This is a genomic window from Pantoea sp. SJZ147 (assembly GCF_007828605.1).
In the GTDB taxonomy this organism is placed as follows: Bacteria; Pseudomonadota; Gammaproteobacteria; order Enterobacterales; family Enterobacteriaceae; genus Pantoea; species Pantoea allii.
The window spans coordinates 39,104-61,922 of record NZ_VIVB01000012.1 but is presented as its reverse complement, the minus strand read 5'-3'; the positions used below and the strand labels follow the sequence as shown (position 1 = coordinate 61,922).

Below are 22,819 nucleotides of genomic sequence, written 5' to 3'. Positions count from 1 at the left end.
GAGAAAGCAAGGGAAAGCATAGCCTGGATGCGCCGCCGGTGTGCGGCGCAGGGGGAATGGCGGGTTACTGGAAGCGTTGTGCTTTGTCGCGCGCCTGGCGCTCTAAGGCAAAAATAATTTGCTGTAACTGCCGTTCCTGATGGGGTTCAAGCGCGGTAAAACGGAAACTCAGGCGAGGGGTTACTTTCGTCTCATTTTTATTGGTAATAATGCTGCGCTCGCCAATGTGCATCAGCTTAGCGCTGACGTTAAACTGACCGAATTCACCCAGTTCGACCTGCAGGCTGCTAAAATCATCCCCGCTTTTTAGCCCTTCCGGCATCGCCTCTTCGACCAGCACGCCAATCCCGCCCAGGGACAGATCTTGTAAGCGCAGGCGAGCCGGCGAGCCGTCAGGCCACTGGCAATGGCACCAAAACTCCGGGTCCATCGGGGCGCTGATACGGAAAAATTCCCGACGCTGGATTTGCCAAAGGACGTCCGGCAGGGCGGCCTGAAAAGCAGGCAGTCCCTCAAAGTCGGTTTTTTCCAGTGTTCCCAGGGCGAATTCAATTTTGGCACCGTGGGTTTCGGCAAAAATCGTGATTTCATTGCAGTGCAGCGCGTAGTCGTTATCCAGGTTATTGCTCCCCAGATCAAAAACGATACGTGTTTCATCGGCAGCGAGCATACGGCTAATAAACTGCCCGCGTGAAAAATTCACCAGCAAAGGTGTTTGTAACTGAAGCAGGTCCTTCATCACGCCAAGCACGGCCAGCGTGCCACGTTTCAGGTACTGTTCTTTATCGGTTTCTTTCACTTGCTGGCTCCAGATGAGCAACGCTTTTTCATGTAATTATCCTGTTACTACCCGTACGTTATCGGCGGAGAATAATAAAGCTTTAACACGATAACCACTATCATTAGCTGCTTGCGCTACATTTTTAAAAAACATGTCTATACTATGCGCAGTGAACCGCTTGATTAATCAGGCGATCGCCATTGACTAACAAAAGGAAGGAGTAACGGATGGGTATTATTTCATGGATCATCTTTGGTTTAATCGCCGGTATCCTGGCGAAGTGGATCATGCCAGGTAAAGATGGTGGTGGCTTCATCATTACCGTGATTCTGGGTATTATCGGTGCCGTAGTCGGTGGTTGGATCAGTACCTTCTTCGGCTTTGGCCGTGTGGACGGGTTCAACTTCGGTAGCTTCGTTGTCGCGGTAATTGGCGCCATCGTTGTGCTGTTTATCTACCGCAAAGTGCGCAGTTAACGCAGAACTTGACGTAAAAAAGGGCCCGCAGGTGACTGCGGGCCCTTTTTTTATCGTGGCGAAGGCCAGCTATCGGTTACTTCGCGTTGCTTTGCGCCTCGGGAATATCGTGTGCGCTGTTACAGGTTTTATCTTTCGGGCAATATTTATCCAGCAGTTTCAGGGTGACGCCGTTGGTCCAGCCAAAGCCATCCTGCAACGGATATTCACCGCCGCCGCCGCCGCCCAGGTTCGCACCCTCCACCACATATTTTTCGACCAGCTTATGTTCCTTGTCATAGGTCAGCTGTACGTTACGCAGGAAACGTAAGCCCACCTGCTGTGCAAGCTGGGGCTTTTTATAGTGCTCCAGGCCTTCTACCGCAACCCACTGCAGCGGAGCCCAGCCATTAGGTGCATCCCACTGTTGACCGTTGTTCACCGTGGTGGTCACCAGACCGCCCGGTTTCAGCAGCTGTTTTTCCACTGCGCTGGCGGTGCTGTCAGCCTGTTTATCACTGGCGATCTGCATATAGAGCGGAAACAGCGTGGCAGCGGTGAGCTGTGGATGGATCTGGCGTTTCTTCCAGTCATAGTCCGCGTACCAGCCCTGCTTGCTGTCCCACAGGTAACGGTTGATCGCCGCCTGACGTTTTTCTGCCCGGTCAGCAAAAAACCTTGCCCGATCGTCCTGCTTGTTCAGGCGGTAAGCGGTGGACAGGGTTTTTTCCAGATGGAACATCAGGCTGTTGAGATCCACCGGTGCCAGCTGCGTCGTGCGAATGGTGGAAAGATTGTGCGCGTCGGTAAACCAGCGTGAACTGAAGTCCCAGCCCGAGGCGGCACCGGCACGCAGTTCGCGGTACATCTCTGCCTTATTACGCTGCGGGGCTTTATTCGCCGTCGTAATATCATCCATCCAGGATTCCGTGCGCGGAACGTCGCGCGCATCCCAGTAGCGATTTAACAACGTGCCGTCGGCCAGCTTGATCACCCGTTTGCTGGCATTGCCTGCCGCAACGCTGTCGCTGTCTGCCATCCAGTAGTCGTACTCTTTTTGCAACTGGGGCAAATAGCGCGTGTAGGCTTTGTCGCCCTCATGTGTTGCCAGCAGGTCAACCATCAGGCTAAAGAACGGCGGTTGTGATCGGCTCAGGTAGTAAGTCCGGTTGCCATTAGGAATGTGGCCATAGCGATCCAGCAGGGAAGCAAAGTTATCGACCATATCCTGCACTTTGTCCCAGTGGCCGCTTTCTGCCAGGCCCAGCATGGTGAAATAGCTGTCCCAGTAATAGACCTCACGGAATCGCCCGCCCGGCACCACATAAGGTTTAGGCAGCGACAGCAGCGAGTCATATTTTCCCACGCTGTTGGTGGTACGCGTTAACACCGGCCACAGGCCATTAATATGGTCGCGCAGGTTCTGGCCTGCTGGTGGCACATATTTATCGCCATCGGTGGGCAGGGTGAAATTTGCTGTGACAAAACGTTTTAAATCAAAGCCGCGTTGGTTTTTCTGCATCTGCCAGTCGGCGAGAATTGACGAGGGATCGTACTTAGGTACCGCGTCGGCAAAGGTTTTTTGATCGGGGTAGAATTTTGCCTGTTGCACGGCATTAAACAGCGGCCCTAAACGGACATCCGGCGGCTGCGGTTGCGTGTTCAGTAATCGGGAATCCTCTGCTGCCCAGGTGCTGAATACGCTGGCGCTCAGTAGCACGCTAAGCAGAATGGGTGCATGGCGTTGAGGCCGTTTATTCGTTTTTACCTCAGTGTTCATCATCGGTGTTTCTCCTTGTCCGAAATGCGGCCCTGTGTAACGCATTGACCACCCAACAACTTTAGACCTTAACCGCAATTTTCACCCTTCAGTGCGACGGAAATGTGAAGCGGCAGGAATTATTTATTTGCGGTATGTTAGAAAAAAGATGCTTTTACAGGGCACCGCGTGCCCATGTGCACGTTTATCCGAAGCTGAAATAAAAGGAGAGCAGTATGGAGATCGTCTGGTTTCATCCGTCGCAGAGCGCCCCGGACTGGATACATGGCCTGCAGCAACGTTTGCCCCAGGCCCGCGTGCGCCTGTGGGCTCCGGGTGATAACGCCCCGGCAGACTATGCGCTGGTGCGCTCGCCGCCGCCAGAGATGCTGCGCGGCCGCCACGATCTGAAGGGCGTTTTTGCCCTTGGCGCGGGTGTGGATGAGATCTTGCGTCAACTGCAGCAGTACCCGGATATGCTAACGGACAACGTCCCGCTCTATCGGCTGGAAGACACCGGCATGGCGCGGCAAATGCAGGAGTACGCGCTGTGCCGCGTATTAGGCTGGTTCCGACGCTTTGACGACTATCAACAGCAGCAGCAGGCGGCGCAGTGGCAGCCTTTACCGTCATATCCGCGTGAAACCTTTCACATCGGCATTTTAGGCGCAGGCGTGCTTGGACAGCAGGTCGCCGAAAGTCTTAGCGCCCTTGGATTTCCGCTGCGCGTCTGGAGCCGCTCTGCGAAGCAGATCCCCGGCGTGACCAGCTTTGCCGGACCGGCGGCGCGGGATGATTTTTTGCGTGAAACCCGGGTGCTGATCAACCTGCTGCCCAGCACGGCGGAAACGCGCAATTTGATTGATCATAAGCTGTTACAGCAGTTGCCGCAGGGGGCGTTTTTCCTTAACCTCGCCCGTGGGGATCAGGTGGTGGAAGCAGATTTACTCGCCGCCCTTGATAGCGGACAGCTGAAGGGCGCCGCACTGGATGTGTTTCAGACCGAGCCGCTGCCTGCCGATCATCCCTTATGGTTCCATCCGCGCGTAACAATTACGCCTCATAATGCGGCGGTCACGCTGAAAGAAGAAGCGATGGACTTTATTGCCCGTGCCATCGGTCAGCTCGAAGCGGGTGGACATCCTCAGGGCTACGTCGATCGCCAGCGTGGCTATTAATCACTGATGCCTTAACCGGCTTTTTGCAGGAGCAGATAATGTATCCGGTAGATCTCCATATGCACACGGTTGCCAGTACCCACGCCTACAGCACGCTGCATGACTATGTGGCGCAGGCTAAATTAAATGGCCTGAAGCTGTTTGCCATTACCGATCACGGCCCGGACATGGCCGATGCACCGCACTACTGGCATTTCGTCAATATGCGCATCTGGCCTCGGATCATTGATGGCGTGGCGATTCTGCGCGGTATCGAGGCCAATATTAAGAACCAGCAGGGCGAGATTGACTGCTCCGGACCGATGCTGGAATCGCTGGATTTGATTGTCGCGGGCTTTCACGAACCGGTTTATGCCCCGCGCGATCTGACGCAGAATACCGAGGCGATGATTGCCGCGATGGCGGGTGGACTGGTTCACATCATCAGCCATCCCGGCAACCCAAAATATCCCGTCGACATTCCCGCTATCGCCGAAGCCGCCGCGCACTACGATGTGGCGCTGGAGCTCAACAACTCCTCCTTTACCCATTCCCGTCCCGGCAGTGAACCCAACTGTCGGGCGATTGCCGAGGCAGTCGGCAAAGCGGGCGGGCGGCTGGCCTTTGGCTCCGATTCCCACACGGCCTTCACCCTCGGCAACTTCGAGCACTGCCTGCGCATCGCCAGAGAAGTGGATTTTCCCGAAGATCGCGTGTTAAATGTCACGCCGCGCCGCCTGCTGGACTTTCTGGCAATGCGTACCGGCAAACCGATCCCGGAATTGGCGGACTTTTAACCTCGCTTCCTCAAGGAATGTTGATGCATGAATGCGTTTTCCATTCTGTGCCCTATTGTTGGATGCTCATTCATGAAGGCATATTCTCGGCCTTTGGTTAACTGAGTTACAGGCTGATTGTTTTTTAGCCGCCCGGCATCTTTCGACGCTAAGGTTAAAGAGCCAGCCTGTGACAGAATACCGCCGTATCAGGACTTCCAGTTGTAGTAGGTGGCTTCAGAGATACCGGCCTCCCGGCAGACATCTTTAACGGTTCGTCCGGCTTCAACCGACTTAATCACAGCGATGATCTGATTCTCAGTAAAACGGGCTTTAGGCATAGCGATCTCCTTCGTTGGCAGATTGATTATGCCGGATGATCTCTAAACATGAATGGCACGATTATGCGGGATACTTACAAAAGTACAAACACTACTATAAAAAAAGGCCGCTATCATAGCGGCCTTTTTTTCATTTCTTATCTTTAAGCATTTCAAAGATTAGTTTTCTCATTTCTTGAGAACATTGCTCAATGTATAAATTTTCATCATCAGTTTTTACTTCATTAGTACGAGCATTGAGTTCTTCAAGGAAGCTTTCACTTTGCACCAAATCTATAACAGATTCAGTAAATTTCTTTTTTTTGCTAAATTTTAAGTATTGTGGCAATAAATTACCAATTTCAATTGAAGTAGTATTCCACTGTGTTGGAGTTATTATCTCAGTGGCTTCTTGCATTGTTTCTTTAGTGTTCTTCTTTCTGGTAAAAACAGAATGAAAATTTTCAATTATTGTATCAACAATCTTGTTTTGCTTTTCTTCAGGCAGAGTTTTGAAAAGTACGTGAATGATTTTAAAAAAAGTCAGGAGATCCATGTTTGTTTTCGAGTATGTGGAAAGTGGTAGGATTATACACTAAAAGGCCACCGATAAGGTGGCCTCTCGCTTTAGATTAGTAACTTTTATAGACGGTGGTTATAGAGCTTTAGTTGCGTTGATTCATCTTTCATACGTGAATTAACCAAGGCTGTTTTTCTTAAATTTCATAACCGTTTTATTATACCTGACTTGACAATTATTGAACCTTTCTTTGGTTGTCTTTTCTATTTCATCACATTTAGATGTGATTTGTCTTTCTGAAGGGGTGGGTATATTAAGAGATAAGGCGGTTTTAACAGTTAAAAGCTTATCTTTATTGTTAGCACATACGTAGTACAAATTATTTAAGTTATGCTCTTGTGTAAAGTCTTCTGTATTTTTTTTGTATTTTTGGAATTGCATTTCTAATTCAGTAAATTCAGACAAGCTTTTTATGTAGCCCTTTAGTTTAGGGGTGGGTAATTCTTCTATATTCGAAGAACATGCTTCACTGAAAATATTTTGAAGATTCTCAAATCGACCTAACAGGCTTTGGATTTCTTGAGCCGAGGGTAAAGGAGGAAATGTACAAAGTTTCTCAATGTACCAGTTGCTTGTCATTCCTTTTTCGCCTCTTGTATGACGCAAAACGTCAACATTAAGATCCCAGTTTCTTGTCCTTTGTGCTTGATACAAGTATGTCAAAACAATGTCAGGAAAACCGTTATAGAGGTGATCTGTTTTTTTCTTTAACGCTTTTGTATCTTTGGTGAAGCCATCATAGATATTGTAAAGGGATAAAAAATTTTCTTTATAGCTAAGTAGTCTCTCAAGATTCTCTCTTCTGTCAATTTCTGCATCGATACGATTCTTTTCCTGAACGAAAAGAGTGTCTTCTTTAAAATATTTCTCACCACAAATCCCACCAATTAGCCCTTCCTTGCCATCTTTGGTAAGACCTACATATCCTCTTTGATGTTTTTGTCCACAGATTCCATGTTCAGTTTTTACCTGACATTGAACGCTTTCACCAAGATGATAACGGCCTATAAGCGAGCTAAAACTATCTACACTAATTTCTAAATCTGCTGAAAAGTTTGGGCGAGATGTAATCTGCTCGATGCTTGCAAAAGATTCTGAATGTTGAGTCATTTCATATCCTTATAAGTATTTGCTGCTTAACTAAGCAGCGTGCTAAAGATACACCTCAAGGTTTTTGTGAGCAATGATATTTTGCATAAAACATCAGCGAAATCCTAAAATTTTTTAATGTTTGTGTTCTTTCATATGAGGTAAGGGAGATACAGGTATACAAACCTTCAAGAAACGTTACTATGTGTTCACAAATTATTTTCGGCAACCCAAAATATCCCGTCGATATTCCCGCTATCACCGAAGCCGCCGCGCACTACGACGTGGCGCTGGAGCTGAATAACTCCTCCTTTACCCATTCCCGACCCGGCAGTGAACCCTACTGTCGGGCGATTGCGGAAGCAGTCGGCAAAGCGGACGGGCGGCTGGCCTTCGGCTCCGATTCCCAAACAGCTTTCACCCTTGGCAACTTCGAGCGCTGCCTGCGGATTGCCAGAGAAGTGGATTTTCCCGAGGATCGCGTGTTAAATGTCACGCCGCGTCGCCTGCTCGATTTTCTGGAACTGCGCACCGGCAAACCCATCGCCGAGTTTGCTGACTTTTATTTATCTCCTTCAAGGAATGTTGACGCATGAATGAGTTTTCCATTCTGTGCCGTATTATCGGATGCTCATTCCTGAAGGCATATTCTCAGCGTTAGGTTAACTGAGTTACAGGCTGATTTTTTTTAGCCGCCCGGCATCTTTCGACGCTAAGGTTAAAGAGCCAGCCTGTGACAGATAAAGTAGGGGAATAGCTTTTTTAACGAATATGTAAAGCCGTGGAGAGTGGTGTTTTGCACCAACACTAAGAGCCTGAAACTCTACCTGGACTTTATCAGCAGCCATCCACAGAGATGTAAAAGGATTAACAATGAAATCTGTAAACTTGCTGGCTAAGCTCTCGGCACACCTTCTTGAAGGGACAATTACAGTAGCGATGAGCTTTATTGCTCTTGCATCATTGTTTGTGTTCGATAGTCTGGCTTTGAAATTGTGCGGTTTCGTTGGGGCAATTGTGATTGGTTATGGTGCTGCTTATTTTCTTGGTAAAGCGCGGGGAGAGCATAGAGAATGATGGAATTAATATCTGGAATATTGATCGTATCATCGAGTACGCATGCTAACGCTGCCTAAACTTCAACCTTAATGAGAGCGGTAAATTTACGATAAGTAAGGATGTAAAAGGCCTTAATCGTCACTGGTACTAAAGTAGTTAAGTGAAGCATTCAGTATGCTGTAAAACATCCAAAAAACAGAGGATTTTGCAGTGGCTTACGCGTTTAATATGTCGGGATTCAAATTACCCCGACATAATCAATGTTATATAATTACAATGCCGATTTTAGGGCAGTCTTCATGATGTGATTTTCCTCTACAAGAGCAAAGGTAGAAAGGTTCGTGAAACTTTTTAGTATATAGATCGATTTCTTCTTGTGCTCGATTCACAGTTAAGGGTTGAAATGAATGATAAAAGCCTATACACCAGAAAGAACGCTGTTTAATTTCGGTTTCAACGTAATGGGATGCTACGATTGATCTGACTTTCGTAATGTCTTCCAGCATTTTTTTAACGAGTGTTGTTGCTTTAACAGCTCGTTTAAATTCAATATAAATGTATTGGTCTTTAGCGGTGTTTGGTTTTCTGAATATAAGGTCTACAAACATATATAAACGATTAAGTTTGCTTCGTTTATCAGAGTTGGCCTTAAGTTCTCTTCTGGTATGATAATTTTTTTCATTTAGCAAGAAATACTCAAATTCGATCTGAAACCATTTCTCCCAGTCATTATATTGATTGTTAATGACATGAGAAAATTTTGCTTTGATTTCCTTTTTGCTTAAAAAATCCAATAGTAATTCTTTAATTAGTTTAAAGTCTTCTAATTCACTCATTAGTTAGCCAGAGTTAGAATGTGAAATATAATGAGCTGATATATTAATTTGGCAGGGGTCGTTAATCAACCAGGAACGTAATATTTTCACTACGAATCTATCATAAGTCAAATTTTGAATTTTAAATTCTATTGAAAACATGCTTTGTAGTAAAGTCTGGGGTTTTAAACGCTCAAGAAAGTTAAGTGGACAGGAAGATAAGCTAATCGCGTTAAAATAATTTATCATTACTGCCTGATCCTAAAGCGTACTACAGGCGTTTGGCTCCGATTCCCACACGGCATTTAACCTCGGCAACTTCGAGCACTGCCTGCGCATCGCCAGAGAAGTGGATTTTCCCGAGGATCGCGTGTTAAATGTCACGCCGCGCCGCCTGCTGGACTTTCTGGCAATGCGAACCGGCAAACCTGTCGCCGAGCTGGCGGACTTTTAATTTCTCTCCCTCAAGGAATGTTGATGCATGAATGAGTTTTCCATTCTGTGCCGTATTATCGGTTCGCTGTTTAACCGCCATCCGCAGGATGCGCTGCTGGCCCCGCTGTTTACGCTGATTCGTGAAGGTAAACTGGCGGCGCAGTGGCCGCTGGAGCAGGATGAGCTGTTGACGCGCTTACAGCAAAACAGCGATCCGCAGGCGCTGGCGGCAGACTACGATGCCCTGTTTGTGGGCAGCGACTGCAAGGTGTCGCCGTTTGCGTCTGACTGGCCGGAAGGAAAGCCGGAGTCCGACATCCGCGCATTTCTGACCGCGCGCGGCATGCCGCTGGGTGATGCACCGGCCGACCACTTTGGTGGCCTGCTGCTGGCGGCGTCATGGCTGGAAGATCAGTCGGCAGCGGATGAAAACGCGGCCCAGCTGGCGCTGTTTGACGAGTACCTGATGCCATGGTGCGGTGCGTTTCTCGGCAAAGTTGAAGCCCATGCTACCACGGCGTTTTATCGTACCCTGGCGCTACTGAGCCGTGAGGCGATTCAGGCCATGTACGATGAGCTGGTGGAGAGCGCCAGCGAGCAGGGCGACGACGCCTGATTCACCATTGCGCCGGATGCGTACCCGGCGGGCTTCCTGGCGTGGCGCACTGTAATGTGGTGCCGGGCAACCAGGCGGCGGATCGCAACCTGATACCAATGCCCCACGGCGTCAGCTCTAAACAGGGCTGATTGTCCCTGCGCTGCGGCGTAATGCCGGTCTGCTGCGCGTTCGCGCCGTACCGGTGCTGCTCAAGTAGCCAGGCGGTGCGCGCCAGCGACAGGCGCATCTGACTGCCGTTGCCGTGCTGGAGTCGCTGACGCAGTCCCGCCAGCACTGCGGCGGCCATCAGGTAGCCGGTGGCATGATCCAGCGCCTGTACCGGAAGCGGTAGCGGCGCATCATGCTGTTTCCATCGCATTCCCTGTTCGGCAATGCCACAACCCATCTGCACCAGACTGTCGAAACCGCGCCGGTTACGCCACGGTCCCTGCCAGCCCCAGGCGTTTAAACTGACGTCGACCAGGCCGGGGCAGAGCGCCTGTCGCGATTCCGCATCTAATCCCAGCTTTTCCAGTGCGTCGGCGCGGTAGCCGTGCACAATCACATCCGCGTGTTTCAGCAACCAGACAAACTGCGCCCGGTCGGCAGGCTGTTTTAAATCCAGCACGGCCCGACGTTTGCCGCAGGCCAGCTCCTCGTCCACTCCAGGCTCTTGCCAGCCGGGCGGATCGATCCGTAAGACGTTGGCGCCCAGGCTGGCAAGAAACCGCGTCGCCACCGGACCGGCAATAATGCGCGTCAGATCCAGGACGTTAATGCCGAGTAACGGGCGCGCCTCGGGCAATGCCCACGCGACGGCGGGACCGTCGGCCAGGGTTTGTCGGGCGAACAGCGGTTCATGTATGACGGCCATCCCCTGCGGATGCTGCTGCCATGCGTCGGCGCTGCGCATTTCCGCCGCGCAACCGCCAGCCTCAATCACCGCCTGTTCCAGTTCGGCGGCCTGCCAGTGAGCCACTTCACGCGCCAGCGCCGTCCGGTCCGGGTGACGGCCAAGGATACTTTCCATTGCCAGGCGATGATGGGGGGCATTGGTATGCAGGCGAATCCAGCCGTTTTGACAGGCATAATCGCCCGCAAAAGGGTCCCACAGTGCGGGCGCACTGCGATTAAGCGGCATAAAGCTGTGCTGAAACCAGCGGGATGCCAGCCGGACGTTAACCTGTGCGCGGGCAGGACGGTTAAGCAGATCGGCCACGCCCTGCATGGCTAAGCCCAGGCTGGTCGCCGCCAGTTCACTGACGGCATAAGCGGAAGAAAAAGTGGCGGGATCGGTCAATAAGGGCAGCGGCTGCGGCGCATGATTGCCATGCAATCCTTGCCACATCTGCTGCCACAGCGAGCTGGTCAACGTATTCATGCAACAGGCTCCAGAGTTAACACCTTCTCTGAAGCATAGCAGCCTGAACTAACGGCGTCGCAGGCGCGGGAACCGGGCGTGCATTCGCAGATTGCGCAGGTTAATCACCGCAATGGTGGTTCCCAGGATGACCAGCGAGGCACCAATGATTTTGAAGCTGTTCAGGCTGTCACCCAACACCACGATGCCCATTAATACCGCGAGAACCGGCGTTAGCAGCGAGTAGGGCATGATCAGGTTAACGTTGTATTTCTTCAGCAACGCATACCACAAGGTGTACGCCACAACCGAGGAAGCGATAGCACTATAGAGAATGGCAAACCAGCCGCGCCAGCCCGCATGTTGCAGCGCATAGAGCTGATTGGACTCCAGCATAAAGCTGGCGGCACCGACAATCGGCAGGGCAAGGAAAGCGATCCAGCCTGTCAGCGTCAGGGGCTTAATTGGCGGCGATTTTTTTACAATCAGGTTGCTGATGGCCCAGCCGGTGGCGCTGCACAGCAGTATACACAGCACCCACCAGGCAGGAATGGTCGGGCTACCGGACAGCACCACCACGCCACTGAGCGAGATCATAATGCCGATCAGCTGAATCAGCCGCAGCTTCTCTTTCAGCACCACCATCGCCAACAGCATGGCAATCGGCGTACCCAACTGCACCACAATGGCACCCGTTCCGGCATCGGTATAACGCATACCGACAAACAGCAGTGAGAAATGCATAAAACCAAACGTGAAGGCCAGCAGCAATAACCAGGGGAGCTGCTGACGGTTAATTCGGCAAAACGGGACGAGTACAATCGCCACCACCGCAAAACGCATCCACGTGAGAAACAACGGCGGTAACTCAACTAATCCCCATTTTACCGCCACGTTATTAAAGGCCCAGATGCAAACCACCATCAGAACCATAAAGAAATGCCGCACTGCCACAATGTCATCCTTTAAAAATAAACCCGATACCTGCTAATCATGGCACGAACCTGCGATGTTCTGGCAATGATTAACATTTTTTATTTAGTTAAGCAGAAAATAACGCCAAAAAAATTCATAAGACTTTTACAATCGTTACTGTCAGACTGATCTTCCGAAACGCCAACCCTTTTGAGGATTCGATTCGGTATGATTTCCACGCCTGTATTGCCCCTTGCCCTTATCCAGTTAGATGTTCCTCCCGCCAACGTGGTCGAGAAAATCGGTGAACAACCGGTATGGTTTATCGAGGCCCTGAATTTACAACCCGACGATTACCTTATTGTCCGTCCCCATCTGGGCGAAACGCTGCCGCAGTTTACTGAAATCTCGGGTGCGGTGTTGAGCGGTTCGTGGGCGATGGTGACCGATCATGCGGACTGGAGTGAACGCACGGCGGCCTGGATTCGGGCGGCAATGGAGGCGCGTTTACCGCTGCTCGGCGTCTGCTACGGACACCAGCTTATGGCTTATGCATTGGGGGGGAAGGTGGACGATAACCCCAATGACTGGGAGCGCGGGCTGATTAGGTTAACCACGACGACGCAGGCCCGTCACGATCCCCTGCTGGCCACCTTGCCAGATACCTTTGAGGCCTGGCTTTCACATCGTCAGTCGGTGATTACGCCGCCAGCTCACGCCAAAGTACTTGCAGTATCGGAAAAGGATGGCTGCCAGATATTGCGCTATTCATCCTGTGCGCTGTCGGTGCAGTTTCATCCGGAGTTTGACCGCCGCATTATGGACGCGTGCCTGCCGGAAGCCTGTGAGCGCGATGGGGAAGAACTGCAGGGCGCGGACTGGGCGCGCAGCGTCTTATACCATTTCTGGTTGCAAACGCGCCCGGCGGTTAACAGCGCTCAGGGCGCATAGTGGCGTGTACAGCGATAAACCCAGGCTGGCGGGACGTTTTTTAATACCCGTCGGCGTTCCCAGGTAAAGTAACGTGACAGATCGGGCTGGGTCAGTGAGGTGTACTGGAACTGCACAAAGACGCCGTTGGGTCCCAGGGCGTGATAAACCGCCTGCAGAATGGCATCGCGCAGTTCCGGCGACAACGACAACAGCGGCAGGCCAGAAAAGATGGCGTCATAGCTGCCGTTGAGGTACTCCGCTGAACAGGTGCGCACCGTCATTCGCGCGTCATCCAGCGCGCTCAGCTTTTGCGCCAGCGTGCTGCTGATTTCAAACACATCCAGCGTCGCGTTCGGGGCCATCTGAGCCAGCAGGCGACGCGTTAACACACCGTCTCCCGCACCCAACTCGGCAATCCGCAACTGACTGTTCCATTCCACCGATTCAACCATGGTGCGGCACAGCGCATCAGAGGAAGGAGTAATGCTGCCCATTTTGCGCGGATTACGGATGAACTGGTGGACGAAATCTGCTTTAGCGCGCATTAAGGTGAAAGCCGAAGCTAACATGCTTACTTACCTCCAGAGTGAACATATCCCCATATTGACCCCATCGTGCTCAAAAGTTTCCAGTTAACTGGCGAAGCGGCAAAAAGTCGGAATTATCTGTAGTGCACCCATCGCGGATTTTCCTTCGTCGCGGTCACAGTTTAGGGATAACAAACCTGTCAGGCTGACGCTGATCTAATATGTTAACAATAGGTTTCAAAGTTGTTTCACATCCTACTGCGTAAGGAGATTCAACATGCGTTATGCCGCGCCAGGAGAACCCGGTTCTCTCATCACGTTGCAAAAGCACTATGGCAATTTCATCAATGGTGAGTTCGTTGCGCCGGTCAATGGCAACTACTTCAGCAATACCTCGCCGGTAAATGGCTCTGACGCCGGCGCCTTTCCCCGCTCAGACAAGGCCGATGTCGATAACGCGGTCGCCGCCGCGGCGGCTGCGGCGGACGCATGGGGGAAAACCTCGCCTCAGCAGCGCGCGCTGGTGCTGCTCAGGATTGCCGACCGGCTGGAAGAGAAGCTGGAATATATGGCGGTGAATGAAACCTGGGACAACGGTAAACCGGTGCGGGAAACCCTGGCCGCTGATATGCCGCTGGCGGTGGATCACTTCCGCTATTTTGCCGGTTGCGTCAGAGCGCAGGAGGGCAGCGCTGCAGAGATCGACGAATTTACCGCCGCCTATCACTTCCATGAGCCACTGGGCGTGGTAGCGCAAATCATCCCGTGGAACTTTCCGCTACTGATGGCGGCGTGGAAGCTGGCACCGGCACTGGGGGCAGGTAACTGCGTAGTGCTTAAGCCCGCAGAGCAGACGCCGCTGTCGATCACCCTGTTTGTTGACCTGATAAAAGATCTGCTTCCTTCGGGCGTGCTTAACGTGGTCCACGGTTATGGTAAAGAAGCCGGTGAAGCGCTGGCTTCACATCCGGGCATTGCCAAAGTGGCCTTTACCGGATCGACGGCCACGGGCGGCCATATCCTGGAACTGGCCGCGAAAAGCTTGATTCCGTCTACCGTTGAGCTGGGCGGCAAATCGCCAAACATTTTCTTCGAAGACATTATGCAGGCCGAAGAGAGCTTTATTGAGAAAGCGGCGGAAGGCGTTGTGCTCGGCTTCCTCAATCAGGGCGAAGTCTGTACCTGTCCATCACGGGCGCTGGTGCAGGAGTCGATTTACGAACCCTTTATGGCGGCGGTGCTCAAACGTATCAAAACCATCAAGCGCGGCGATCCCATGGATACGGAGACGATGGTGGGCGCGCAGGCCTCTCAGCAGCAGTTCGATAAAATCCTCTCTTATCTGGAAATCGCCCGTCAGGAAGGTGCCGAGGTGCTGATCGGCGGGGGCGTTGAGAAGCTCGATGACTCGCTTGCCAGCGGTTACTACATCCAGCCCACGTTGCTGAAAGGCAACAACAGCATGCGGGTGTTCCAGGAAGAGATCTTTGGTCCGGTGGTAGGCATTACCACCTTTAAGGACGAAGCGGAGGCCATCGCCATTGCTAACGACTCCATCTATGGCCTGGGCGCGGGTGTCTGGACACGTGATATCAACCGGGCCTATCGCGTCGGACGGGCGATTAAAGCCGGTCGCGTCTGGACCAACTGCTATCACCTTTATCCCGCTCATGCCGCCTTTGGAGGCTATAAAAAATCAGGCATTGGGCGCGAGACACATAAGATGATGCTCGATCACTATCAGCAGACCAAAAACCTGTTGGTGAGCTACAGTATTCAGCCGCTGGGCTTCTTCTGACCGGGGGCGGCGTGCCTGGCGCACGCCGCTGTTTTCGCCTGTTGGCTGTCATATAAGCGTAATCTGCTTGTGACATGGTGCTCAGCAGCTATTATCGATCCCTGGCAATGATCATATCGTGCCTGTGTTTGCTGTATGACCTGCTTCACTATGGATAACGGAACAGAGACGATTTATGCAAAATCCTTATGAATATTTGAGCCTGATGGATGATGTGCTTGATGGACCTGAAGACAGCATCATTATTGTGAATTTGCCAGAGCGCCACCGCGCTTACCCGATTTGTCCGCAGCAGGCTGAAGGTGCAGCATTCTCAGCCCGCGCGCCGCAGTCCGCAGCCCCATCGCCGCGTCAGGATGTCCTGTTCTGACAGCCTGTCCCTGTCGTCTGGCTGGCGCAGATGCGGCCTGGCCGGACGCACAGCGCCCCTGTGTAGCCCAGCAATCCCGCCGTATGATTCCCGGCTTTCACCTCTTCCCGGTCATGCATTAGCCCGCACCCCGGCGATGTTGACGCCTGCCTGAATATCCCCCAATCATTCCCGTGCGCGGTTGTCAGACTGACCGGGTTAATACTTTCCTGCGGCACTGCGCCATGCCAGCAATCAACCCGCAAGCGCGGCGAAAACGGAGCAGGCCTGTAACGAAGTATGATCGGCGTCGATATTGACATTACGCGCGAAAATTACCCTTTTGTGCCAGTTGCGGGCTGATATCGATAAGAAAAGTTAACCTTTCATCAACCAGCTGAAAAGAGTTAGCACCGGTTGATAATTTCTGCGCCAGATCGGGCGTGCGGATGTCATCAAAATTTACATATACCATTAATAAAATTTAACTTATCCCGCTATAGATTACTTATGGCAGCGCATGTCGGCGATTTTATCAGCAAGGAATGAGGTATTTTATTAATGAGTAAATTAACCCGAAGAAGTTTTATGGCGTTTGCCGCAGGCGGGACGGTGGCGCTGGCGGCTGGACAGGTTCATGCGCATGACAGCATTCAGTCCTTTCCGACCGGTGGTCGCGATCCCGGGCCGCACGATCCCATCCGCGAAGCAGAAAATCCGGATATTGTTAATCCACCTTCGACCGACAGCGGGACGTTACCGAACCTGCGTTTTTCATTCAGTGATGCGCACGTGCGCAAAAGCAGCGGCGGATGGACGCGCCAGGTCACCAAACGTGAATTAGCCATTTCGACCACCATTGCCGGTGTGGACATGCGCCTGAATGCCGGCGGCATCCGCGAATTACACTGGCATAAAGAGGGCGAATGGGCCTACATGACCTATGGCAACGCCCGCGTCACCGCGTTTGATACCGATGGCAGTTGGTTTATCGATGATATTGGCCCGGGAGACTTATGGTATTTCCCGCCGGGCATCCCGCACTCAATTCAGGGCATCGGGCCTGATGGATGCGAGTTTCTGCTGGCCTTCGACGATGGCGGATTTGATGAGGACAGCACGTTTCTGTTATCCGACTGGTTCAAACATATCCCGCCGGACATTCTGGCGAAAAACTTCAACGTCCCGGTATCTACCTTCGACCACCTGCCTTCGCCAGCGGATGAATATATTTTTGCCGCGAAGGTGCCCGGCAGCCTGGAGTCAGTGGCGGTGAAAGGCGCAACCAAAGCCAAACGTACCTTTACCCACCACATGCTGGCACAGGAACCCATAAAGGCACCGGGCGGCACGGTCAGAATCACCGACTCCTCAACCTTTAAGGTGTCCAAAACCATCGCGGCAGCCCTGGTTGAAATCGCCCCCGGTGGATTACGCGAGTTGCACTGGCACCCGAATAACGATGAATGGCAATACTACCTGGAAGGGGAAGGACGCATGGGCGTTTTTGCCTCATCGGGTCAGGCAAGAACATTTGATTATCGGGCAGGGGATGTCGGCTATGTGCCCTTCGCCATGGGCCACTATGTTGAAAACACCGGCAAGGGGCCGCTGCGTTTCCTGGAGTTATTCAAAAGTGACTATTACGCCGATATCTCACTCAATCAGTGGTTGGCCGGAACGCCGCGTGAGCTGGTGAAAGCGCATCTCCAGTTAGATGACGCGTTTATGGATGCGCTGTCGCTGCAGAAAAATCCTGTGGTGAAATAACGCGCATGGCCGCCTGTCGGCCATGATTGCAATAGGTTGTGGGTCTGTTTTACGGCTGCGTGGACAGCCCACGCTTTTTTCCCAAACCCCAAACCCCAAACCCCAAACCCCAAACTATGACCTGGCGGCTGCCGTGCTGCCCTGATGAAAAATCATCTGCCAGCCATGCGTTGCGGATAACACCCAGTGGGACGAACGTAATGCGGCACGGCTGCCGTCCGGCTGTGAGGTGCGGTAAAGCAAAATGGCATGCTGGGTTCCGACCTCCATCAGTTGAAAGTCGCTGCTGATAATGGCCTGCGCGTTCTCTTCATTCATGAGCGCCGCGATGATTTGCTCACGGTTCAGCAGCGTGCCTGAAAGGGTGATCTCTTTAAATTCGGGATGCAGTGTCTGTTCAAGCCACGCTAAATCGTGGCGCTTTTCATGATGCAGGCTGCATTCCAGCTGTTTAAGCACATCTAACATGACGTTCTCCGGTGAAAACAGCGTCGTCAGGTTTCATCCTCAAGCGGCGCTGAGTGATGGATAACCTCAACCTCTGACCTGAGCTGAATCGCCGGATAATGCGCCTGCATTCCTGCTAACAGCACCGCATCGGGCCACTCATCGTCTTTACCCAGATACTGCGCCACGGAGGACAGCGGCAGAGTGACCACGCGTTCAACGTTAACGATGACGACGGATTCCGGGTCTTCGCTGCTGATATAGCGCAGCGGTCCTGGGGTAATTTTGGCTTCCTGCCAGCGTATCGTATGGCGTTTTTTCCCCGCACGTAGCGCTTTCATCAGGCGGGGTACGATGTGCAGCGTTTGCATGGATGACTCCGGGTAAGTTAACGGTAGCCGTAAATTCTGGCAGGCCAATTGCCAGACCGGACTGATCCTGGCGTCATGGACAGGGATTAAAGCGCGACAGCCAGCGCTGGCGCAGTTCCCTGGCCTGTAGCGACACTGCCGCCGTGTCGCTGGCATGAAAGCCATGAAAGGCACCGGGCCAGACGTGCAGCTCCACGGCGACACCGGCACGGATCAGCCGTTGTGCGTAGTCGAGGTTCTCATCCAGAAACAGGTCCAGCGTTCCTACACCTATCCAGACGGGCGGAAGCCCGGCGAGGTTACTGGCGCGTGCCGGTGCGGCATAAGGCGAGATCGTTTCGCTGCCGGGTTCCTCGCCCAGTAGTGCGGTCCAGCCAATACGATTATATTCGCGCGTCCAGGCAAACTCGCCGGTCACGGGATTGGGATGTGTTTCCGTCACCGTGCGGTCATCCAGCATCGGGAACATCAGATTCTGGAAGGCCAGTTTGGGGCCATCGCGATCCCTTGCCAGCAGCGCCAGCGAGGCGGCCAACCCGGCACCGGCGCTGTCGCCCATTAAACCAATGTGTGCCGGATCGATGCCCAGCATGTCGGCCTGACGCACCATCCAGTTCAGTACCACATAGCAGTCCTCCAGCGAACCTGGAAAAACCGTTTCCGGTGACAGGCGATAGTCCACTGAGACCACGACGCAGTTGTGGCGCAGTGCCGTTACGCTGGTCAGTGAAAGGGATTGCTCCGGGCTGCCAAACAGATGACCGCCGCCATGAATATGCAAAATGCCCATTCGCCTTGGGGTCGTGCTGACCGGGGTAATCACACAGACTCTGACGGGTGGATGGTCGGGGGAATCGATGCTGTGTTCTTCAATGTACAGTCCGCCGTCACGGTAGGTCTGAACCTGTTTTACGGCGGCGTCCTGGCGTTCGCGGCGCAGCGCCACAATGGTTTCCGGGGTAAGCTCAAGCGGCGCACTGTTTGCCAGGGCGGGCAGCAGTTCGGGATCGACCAGATGCAGGGTGTTCAAATCAACCTTCTCCTTGGGGTTCAGATGGCAGTCAGTCTGCCGCATCAGCATGGCAGAGGCTGAAATAACATGACCTGCCGACAGCGCCTGCCTGCAGGTCATGATCATGGCGATAAACCGGATCAGCAGCCGGTGTCTTCACCGTTAGAGGCAATCAACTTTTTATACCAGTGATAGCTCTTTTTCAATGAACGCGTCTGGGTGCCGTTGCCCATATCATCCTGATCCACGTAAATAAAACCATAGCGTTTGGACATCTGCCCGGTGCCGGCACTGACGACGTCGATCGGCCCCCACCAGGTGTAGCCAAACAGTGCAACGCCGTCGGCAATCGCTTCTTTCATCTGTGCCACATGCTGGCGCAGGTAGTCGATACGGTAATCATCATCAATGCTGCCATCGGCCTTAACGGTATCCACCGCACCCAGACCGTTTTCGGCGATGAAGAGCGGCTTTTGATAGCGGTCATAAAGCTGATTCAGGGCCAGCCGCAGGCCTTTGGGATCGATTTGCCAACCCCATTCACTGGTCGCCAGATGCGGGTTACGAATCCCGCCGGTAATCAGGTTGCCCTGCGCGCCGGTCAGTTTTTCCGGCTGGGCGCTGACGGTGCTGGACATGTAATAGCTGAAGGAAACAAAGTCCACCGGATGTTGCCGCAGGATCTCATCGTCACCCACGGCCTTAATGAGCTGCACGCCTTTCTCCGCCAGCATTCTGTCGGCATAAGCCGGATAATAACCGCGCGCCTGCACATCGCTAAAAAATAACGACACGCGCTGCATCTCTTCACAGGCCTGTACGTCATCCGGATGGCAGGTGTGCGGATAGAGGATCTGATAGCTGATCATACAACCCACCTGAGAACCGGGGATAATCGCGTGGCACGCTTTGGTAGCCAGCGCGCTGGCGACAAACTGATGGTGCGCGCCCTGATATTTAGCTTGCTCCAGGTGAGGATGACCTTCTTCAATCACGCCCACGCTCACATACGGATGGTGCTTCACGCAGTTGATCTCGTTAAAGGTCATCCAGTACTTCACTTTTTTGCGATAGCGGGTGAATACCGTAGTGGCAAAGCGGACGTAAAAGTCCACCAGTTGGCGGTTTGGCCAGCCACCGTAGTCTGTCACCAGCGCCAGCGGCATCTCGTAATGCGACAGCGAGACAATGGGTTCAATACCCTGTGCGAGCAGGGCATCCAGTACCTCATCATAAAACTGCAGGCCCGCCTCGTTGGGTTCCGCCTCATCGCCGCGCGGAAAGATGCGCGTCCAGGCAATCGACATACGAAAGCATTTAAATCCCATACCGGCGAACAGCGCGATATCCTCTTTGAAATGGGTGTAAAAGCCGTTGCCTTTGCGCTTGGGATAATACTTTTTACTGTCTGGGTTCTGGGCTTCTGCGACCTGATCATGCGTCATGCTGAGCCACTGATCCAGCCATTGTGATTGCGGGGTAGCCGTGTCAAAAGTATACACATCGGAAACCGATAATCCTTTGCCACCGACATCCCAGGCACCTTCAAGCTGATTCGCGGCGGTTGCTCCGCCCCACAAAAAACCCTCAGGGAAGGCTGTTGGATACGTCATGTTTTGCTCCTTAAACCGCTGCGGCGGTGAGTGTCAGAAAGGCATCGCGACAGGCGATGTTCCCGGTGGTTTTGACCGGGTGGATAGCGCCATAGCGCTCGCTGTTAGTCACAATCACAATTACGCTCGGGTCGATGCCTTCGGCCTGAAGCGCGGCCAGATCGAACGTAACTAACAGATCGCCCGTGCCGATAAACTGCCCGGGCTGAATATGGCTGGTGAAGTGGCGGCCGCCGAGTTTGACGGTGTCGATGCCAATGTGGATCAGGATTTCCGCACCGGTGTCGCTCTTCAGCCCCAGCGCATGGTGGGTTTCAAACAGCGACTCGACTCGGCCGTCCACCGGAGAACGCAGTTCGCCACTCGTCGGGTAGATAGCCAGTCCTTTACCAAAAATCTCGTCGGCAAAAACCGGATCGGCCAGCGCACTCAGCGGCGTAATCTCACCACTCACGGGCGCAAAGAGCTTTTCGGGATCGTGACGATGAAGACCGGGTGCGGACGCCACATCGGCGGCGGACTGCTGGGTCGACTCATCAAAACCCAGCAGCACGGTGAGCAGCGCGGCGCTGCCAAAGGCGATTGCCAGACTGAGCAGGGCATAGATAAAGGTCGGGCCGACCAGCGCGGGAATGCCGGGCAGTCCGCTGAGCGCAAACGCATAGGTTTTTACCCCCATTGCCATTGCAAACGCGCCGCCGCAGGCCCCGCCGAGCATGGCAGCAGCAAACGGTCGTTTGTAACGAATATTGATACCGTACATCGCGGGTTCGGTAATGCCCATTGCGGCGCTGAAGCTGGTGGTGAGCGCCAGTGACTTGAGCTTTTTATCTCTGGCCCGCAGGAATACGCCGAATGCCGCACCTGCCTGACCAAGATTGGCAACATAAAACAGGATTTTAAACGGGTCGAAACCCAGTTGGCTGATGTTGTGGATCATCACGGGCACCAGCACATAGTGCATACCGGTAATAATAATCAGCGATAATGTCCCGCCGACCACAATGCCGGCGACAATCCCCATGTTTTCGACCAGCCAGATAATGCCGCCGGTCAGCGCGTTACCGGCAAAGATCCCCAACGGGCCGATGGCGATAAGCGTAATGGGTGTGACAATCAGCAGGCTCAGGAGCGGAACAAACATGGTTTTCAGTGCCGCGGGCATCAGGCTGTCGATCAGGCGTTCCACGTAGCTCAGCAGCCATATCGACAGCAGCACCGGAATTACCGTCGAGGCATAATTCACCGCGGGCACGGGTAATCCCAGAAAGTGGATCGGCTCACCGGCGTTGAACAGGGTTTGCAGGGCAGGGTGAAAGAGCGCGGCCGCCAGCGCCACGGCGACGTAAGGATTGGCACCAAACCGCCTTGCCGCACTGAACGCCAGCGCCAGCGGCAGGAAATAAAACACGCCGTCGCTGATGGCTAACAGCACCTGATAGCTCTGGTTATGCGCTTCAAGCCAGTGAAACGCCACCAACAGCGCCAGTATCCCCTTGAGGATACCGGCACCGGCAATGGCGGGAATAATGGGCGAAAAGATGCTGGATAATCCCTCCAGCAGCGCCGAGACGGGATGGCTGCGCGACGGGGCGCGCTGCGGGGTGTCCTGTAACGGCAACTGGCTCAGCAGTGCCTTGCACAAGGGGTCAACCTCATTGCCAATGATTAGCTGAAACTGATCGCCAGAAAGGTTAACGCCCATCACGCCATCCAGCGCTTCAAGCGCCTGACGGTTGGCCAGGCTGTTATCTTTAAGTAAAAAACGTAGGCGGGTAATGCAGTGAAATAAAGACAGTACGTTATCTTTCCCGCCAATCAGTGTAATGATTTGCTGTGCGGTGTCCTGATAATTCATAAATCCCTCCAGACTGAAGTCAATATGACGTCATCCACAATG

General features: G+C 53.0%; 22 protein-coding genes and 3 pseudogenes. 11 read left to right on the top strand and 14 right to left on the bottom strand.

The window, feature by feature from the left end; all coding sequences use genetic code 11:
• Positions 1-64: 64 nt before the first annotated feature.
• Entirely contained in the window at positions 65-799 is a 735-nt protein-coding gene (locus FBY13_RS17440; RefSeq protein WP_096012378.1) for a flagellar brake protein, read from the bottom strand.
• 209 nt (positions 800-1,008) lie between these two features.
• On the opposite strand from FBY13_RS17440, the gene FBY13_RS17435 reads away from it, so the two are divergent.
• Positions 1,009-1,257, top strand: coding sequence for a GlsB/YeaQ/YmgE family stress response membrane protein (locus FBY13_RS17435; protein ID WP_063879150.1), 249 nt, complete (start codon positions 1,009-1,011; stop codon positions 1,255-1,257).
• Between the two features lie 76 nt (positions 1,258-1,333).
• Here the strand turns inward: FBY13_RS17435 and treA are convergent, their stop codons facing one another.
• Entirely contained in the window at positions 1,334-3,019 is a 1,686-nt protein-coding gene (gene treA, locus FBY13_RS17430) for an alpha,alpha-trehalase TreA (protein ID WP_145394731.1), read from the bottom strand.
• A 212-nt stretch (positions 3,020-3,231) separates the two neighbouring features.
• Between treA and ghrA the strand changes: the two genes are divergently transcribed.
• Both ghrA and FBY13_RS17420 read left to right on the top strand, forming a co-directional pair.
• Positions 3,232-4,173: a glyoxylate/hydroxypyruvate reductase GhrA gene (gene ghrA / locus FBY13_RS17425; RefSeq protein ID WP_145394729.1), complete on the top strand. Its 942-nt coding sequence runs from the start codon at positions 3,232-3,234 to the stop codon at positions 4,171-4,173.
• Between the two features lie 38 nt (positions 4,174-4,211).
• Positions 4,212-4,949 carry a phosphatase gene (locus FBY13_RS17420; RefSeq protein WP_145394728.1) on the top strand — a complete coding sequence of 246 codons (738 nt, stop codon included), beginning with the start codon at positions 4,212-4,214 and terminating at the stop codon, positions 4,947-4,949.
• Between the two features lie 191 nt (positions 4,950-5,140).
• Here the strand turns inward: FBY13_RS17420 and FBY13_RS17415 are convergent.
• The 3 genes and pseudogenes from FBY13_RS17415 to FBY13_RS17405 form a co-directional block, all read right to left on the bottom strand.
• Positions 5,141-5,269, bottom strand: a pseudogene (locus FBY13_RS17415) (transposase); the annotation flags it as partial.
• Between the two features lie 130 nt (positions 5,270-5,399).
• The gene (locus FBY13_RS17410) at positions 5,400-5,804 is read right to left on the bottom strand and encodes a hypothetical protein (RefSeq protein WP_145394726.1); all 405 of its coding nucleotides are present in this window, start codon (positions 5,802-5,804) and stop codon (positions 5,400-5,402) included.
• Between the two features lie 141 nt (positions 5,805-5,945).
• Positions 5,946-6,938 (bottom strand): hypothetical protein, encoded by a 993-nt coding sequence (locus tag FBY13_RS17405; RefSeq protein WP_145394724.1) that lies wholly within the window; start codon positions 6,936-6,938, stop codon positions 5,946-5,948.
• 203 nt (positions 6,939-7,141) lie between these two features.
• On the opposite strand from FBY13_RS17405, the pseudogene FBY13_RS17400 reads away from it, so the two are divergent.
• Both FBY13_RS17400 and FBY13_RS17395 read left to right on the top strand, forming a co-directional pair.
• A pseudogene (locus tag FBY13_RS17400) lies at positions 7,142-7,513 on the top strand (phosphatase); the annotation flags it as partial.
• A gap of 277 nt (positions 7,514-7,790) precedes the next feature.
• A complete protein-coding gene (locus FBY13_RS17395; RefSeq protein ID WP_145394721.1) occupies positions 7,791-7,994 on the top strand; it encodes a hypothetical protein in 204 nt (67 codons plus the stop codon).
• 245 nt (positions 7,995-8,239) lie between these two features.
• On the opposite strand, the gene FBY13_RS17390 is transcribed toward FBY13_RS17395, so the two are convergent.
• Positions 8,240-8,812: a hypothetical protein gene (locus FBY13_RS17390; RefSeq protein WP_145394719.1), complete on the bottom strand. Its 573-nt coding sequence runs from the start codon at positions 8,810-8,812 to the stop codon at positions 8,240-8,242.
• Positions 8,813-9,068: 256 nt separating this feature from the next.
• Here FBY13_RS17390 and FBY13_RS17385 point away from each other — a divergent pair.
• Positions 9,069-9,245 (top strand): annotated as a pseudogene (locus tag FBY13_RS17385) (phosphatase); the annotation flags it as partial.
• A gap of 27 nt (positions 9,246-9,272) precedes the next feature.
• Positions 9,273-9,842, top strand: a complete 570-nt coding sequence (locus FBY13_RS17380; protein ID WP_063879157.1) for a molecular chaperone — start codon at positions 9,273-9,275, stop codon at positions 9,840-9,842.
• 1 nt (position 9,843) lies between these two features.
• Here FBY13_RS17380 and FBY13_RS17375 read toward each other — a convergent pair whose 3' ends face one another.
• Together FBY13_RS17375 and FBY13_RS17370 are read right to left on the bottom strand one after the other, a co-directional pair.
• Positions 9,844-11,205, bottom strand: coding sequence for a CoA transferase (locus tag FBY13_RS17375; RefSeq protein ID WP_145394718.1), 1,362 nt, complete (start codon positions 11,203-11,205; stop codon positions 9,844-9,846).
• Positions 11,206-11,253: 48 nt separating this feature from the next.
• The gene (locus FBY13_RS17370) at positions 11,254-12,138 is read right to left on the bottom strand and encodes a DMT family transporter (protein ID WP_145394716.1); all 885 of its coding nucleotides are present in this window, start codon (positions 12,136-12,138) and stop codon (positions 11,254-11,256) included.
• Between the two features lie 189 nt (positions 12,139-12,327).
• Here FBY13_RS17370 and FBY13_RS17365 point away from each other — a divergent pair, with 189 nt between their 5' ends.
• Complete coding sequence (locus FBY13_RS17365) at positions 12,328-13,050, top strand: glutamine amidotransferase (RefSeq protein WP_145394714.1); 723 nt, start codon at positions 12,328-12,330, stop codon at positions 13,048-13,050.
• On the opposite strand, the gene FBY13_RS17360 is transcribed toward FBY13_RS17365, so the two are convergent.
• Positions 13,038-13,601, bottom strand: coding sequence for a class I SAM-dependent methyltransferase (locus tag FBY13_RS17360; RefSeq protein ID WP_063879161.1), 564 nt, complete (start codon positions 13,599-13,601; stop codon positions 13,038-13,040). The two genes, FBY13_RS17365 and FBY13_RS17360, sit on opposite strands and share 13 nt — an antisense overlap.
• A 235-nt stretch (positions 13,602-13,836) precedes the next feature.
• Between FBY13_RS17360 and FBY13_RS17355 the strand changes: the two genes are divergently transcribed.
• The 3 genes from FBY13_RS17355 (at position 13,837) to FBY13_RS17345 (ending at position 17,476) form a co-directional block, all read left to right on the top strand.
• Complete coding sequence (locus FBY13_RS17355) at positions 13,837-15,357, top strand: aldehyde dehydrogenase family protein (RefSeq protein WP_145394713.1); 1,521 nt, start codon at positions 13,837-13,839, stop codon at positions 15,355-15,357.
• A gap of 175 nt (positions 15,358-15,532) precedes the next feature.
• The gene (locus FBY13_RS17350; protein WP_145394712.1) at positions 15,533-15,727 is read left to right on the top strand and encodes a hypothetical protein; all 195 of its coding nucleotides are present in this window, start codon (positions 15,533-15,535) and stop codon (positions 15,725-15,727) included.
• Between the two features lie 540 nt (positions 15,728-16,267).
• Positions 16,268-17,476, top strand: a complete 1,209-nt coding sequence (locus FBY13_RS17345; RefSeq protein WP_063879164.1) for an oxalate decarboxylase family bicupin — start codon at positions 16,268-16,270, stop codon at positions 17,474-17,476.
• A 114-nt stretch (positions 17,477-17,590) separates the two neighbouring features.
• Here FBY13_RS17345 and FBY13_RS23485 read toward each other — a convergent pair whose 3' ends face one another.
• From FBY13_RS23485 to FBY13_RS17325, 5 genes are all read right to left on the bottom strand, one after another.
• The gene (locus FBY13_RS23485) at positions 17,591-17,944 is read right to left on the bottom strand and encodes a DUF4440 domain-containing protein (RefSeq protein ID WP_186440830.1); all 354 of its coding nucleotides are present in this window, start codon (positions 17,942-17,944) and stop codon (positions 17,591-17,593) included.
• Positions 17,945-17,970: 26 nt separating this feature from the next.
• Positions 17,971-18,294, bottom strand: a complete 324-nt coding sequence (locus FBY13_RS23480; protein WP_186440829.1) for an ASCH domain-containing protein — start codon at positions 18,292-18,294, stop codon at positions 17,971-17,973.
• A 73-nt stretch (positions 18,295-18,367) separates the two neighbouring features.
• The gene (locus FBY13_RS17335) at positions 18,368-19,324 is read right to left on the bottom strand and encodes an alpha/beta hydrolase (RefSeq protein WP_145394814.1); all 957 of its coding nucleotides are present in this window, start codon (positions 19,322-19,324) and stop codon (positions 18,368-18,370) included.
• Between the two features lie 122 nt (positions 19,325-19,446).
• Positions 19,447-20,919, bottom strand: coding sequence for a glycoside hydrolase family 1 protein (locus FBY13_RS17330; protein WP_145394711.1), 1,473 nt, complete (start codon positions 20,917-20,919; stop codon positions 19,447-19,449).
• A 10-nt stretch (positions 20,920-20,929) separates the two neighbouring features.
• The gene (locus FBY13_RS17325) at positions 20,930-22,777 is read right to left on the bottom strand and encodes a beta-glucoside-specific PTS transporter subunit IIABC (protein WP_145394709.1); all 1,848 of its coding nucleotides are present in this window, start codon (positions 22,775-22,777) and stop codon (positions 20,930-20,932) included.
• Positions 22,778-22,819 lie beyond the last annotated feature (42 nt).

What these genes read in the sequence shown, in the direction of transcription:
- FBY13_RS17435 (WP_063879150.1), top strand. Translation starts at nt 1,009, where the DNA reads ATGGGTATTATTTCATGGATCATCTTTGGTTTAATCGCCGGTATCCTG.
- treA (WP_145394731.1), bottom strand. Translation starts at nt 3,019, where the DNA reads ATGATGAACACTGAGGTAAAAACGAATAAACGGCCTCAACGCCATGCA.
- ghrA (WP_145394729.1), top strand. Translation starts at nt 3,232, where the DNA reads ATGGAGATCGTCTGGTTTCATCCGTCGCAGAGCGCCCCGGACTGGATA.
- FBY13_RS17420 (WP_145394728.1), top strand. Translation starts at nt 4,212, where the DNA reads ATGTATCCGGTAGATCTCCATATGCACACGGTTGCCAGTACCCACGCC.
- FBY13_RS17410 (WP_145394726.1), bottom strand. Translation starts at nt 5,804, where the DNA reads ATGGATCTCCTGACTTTTTTTAAAATCATTCACGTACTTTTCAAAACT.
- FBY13_RS17405 (WP_145394724.1), bottom strand. Translation starts at nt 6,938, where the DNA reads ATGACTCAACATTCAGAATCTTTTGCAAGCATCGAGCAGATTACATCT.
- FBY13_RS17395 (WP_145394721.1), top strand. Translation starts at nt 7,791, where the DNA reads ATGAAATCTGTAAACTTGCTGGCTAAGCTCTCGGCACACCTTCTTGAA.
- FBY13_RS17390 (WP_145394719.1), bottom strand. Translation starts at nt 8,812, where the DNA reads ATGAGTGAATTAGAAGACTTTAAACTAATTAAAGAATTACTATTGGAT.
- FBY13_RS17380 (WP_063879157.1), top strand. Translation starts at nt 9,273, where the DNA reads ATGAATGAGTTTTCCATTCTGTGCCGTATTATCGGTTCGCTGTTTAAC.
- FBY13_RS17375 (WP_145394718.1), bottom strand. Translation starts at nt 11,205, where the DNA reads ATGAATACGTTGACCAGCTCGCTGTGGCAGCAGATGTGGCAAGGATTG.
- FBY13_RS17365 (WP_145394714.1), top strand. Translation starts at nt 12,328, where the DNA reads ATGATTTCCACGCCTGTATTGCCCCTTGCCCTTATCCAGTTAGATGTT.
- FBY13_RS17360 (WP_063879161.1), bottom strand. Translation starts at nt 13,601, where the DNA reads ATGTTAGCTTCGGCTTTCACCTTAATGCGCGCTAAAGCAGATTTCGTC.
- FBY13_RS17355 (WP_145394713.1), top strand. Translation starts at nt 13,837, where the DNA reads ATGCGTTATGCCGCGCCAGGAGAACCCGGTTCTCTCATCACGTTGCAA.
- FBY13_RS17350 (WP_145394712.1), top strand. Translation starts at nt 15,533, where the DNA reads ATGCAAAATCCTTATGAATATTTGAGCCTGATGGATGATGTGCTTGAT.
- FBY13_RS17345 (WP_063879164.1), top strand. Translation starts at nt 16,268, where the DNA reads ATGAGTAAATTAACCCGAAGAAGTTTTATGGCGTTTGCCGCAGGCGGG.
- FBY13_RS23485 (WP_186440830.1), bottom strand. Translation starts at nt 17,944, where the DNA reads ATGTTAGATGTGCTTAAACAGCTGGAATGCAGCCTGCATCATGAAAAG.
- FBY13_RS23480 (WP_186440829.1), bottom strand. Translation starts at nt 18,294, where the DNA reads ATGCAAACGCTGCACATCGTACCCCGCCTGATGAAAGCGCTACGTGCG.
- FBY13_RS17330 (WP_145394711.1), bottom strand. Translation starts at nt 20,919, where the DNA reads ATGACGTATCCAACAGCCTTCCCTGAGGGTTTTTTGTGGGGCGGAGCA.
- FBY13_RS17325 (WP_145394709.1), bottom strand. Translation starts at nt 22,777, where the DNA reads ATGAATTATCAGGACACCGCACAGCAAATCATTACACTGATTGGCGGG.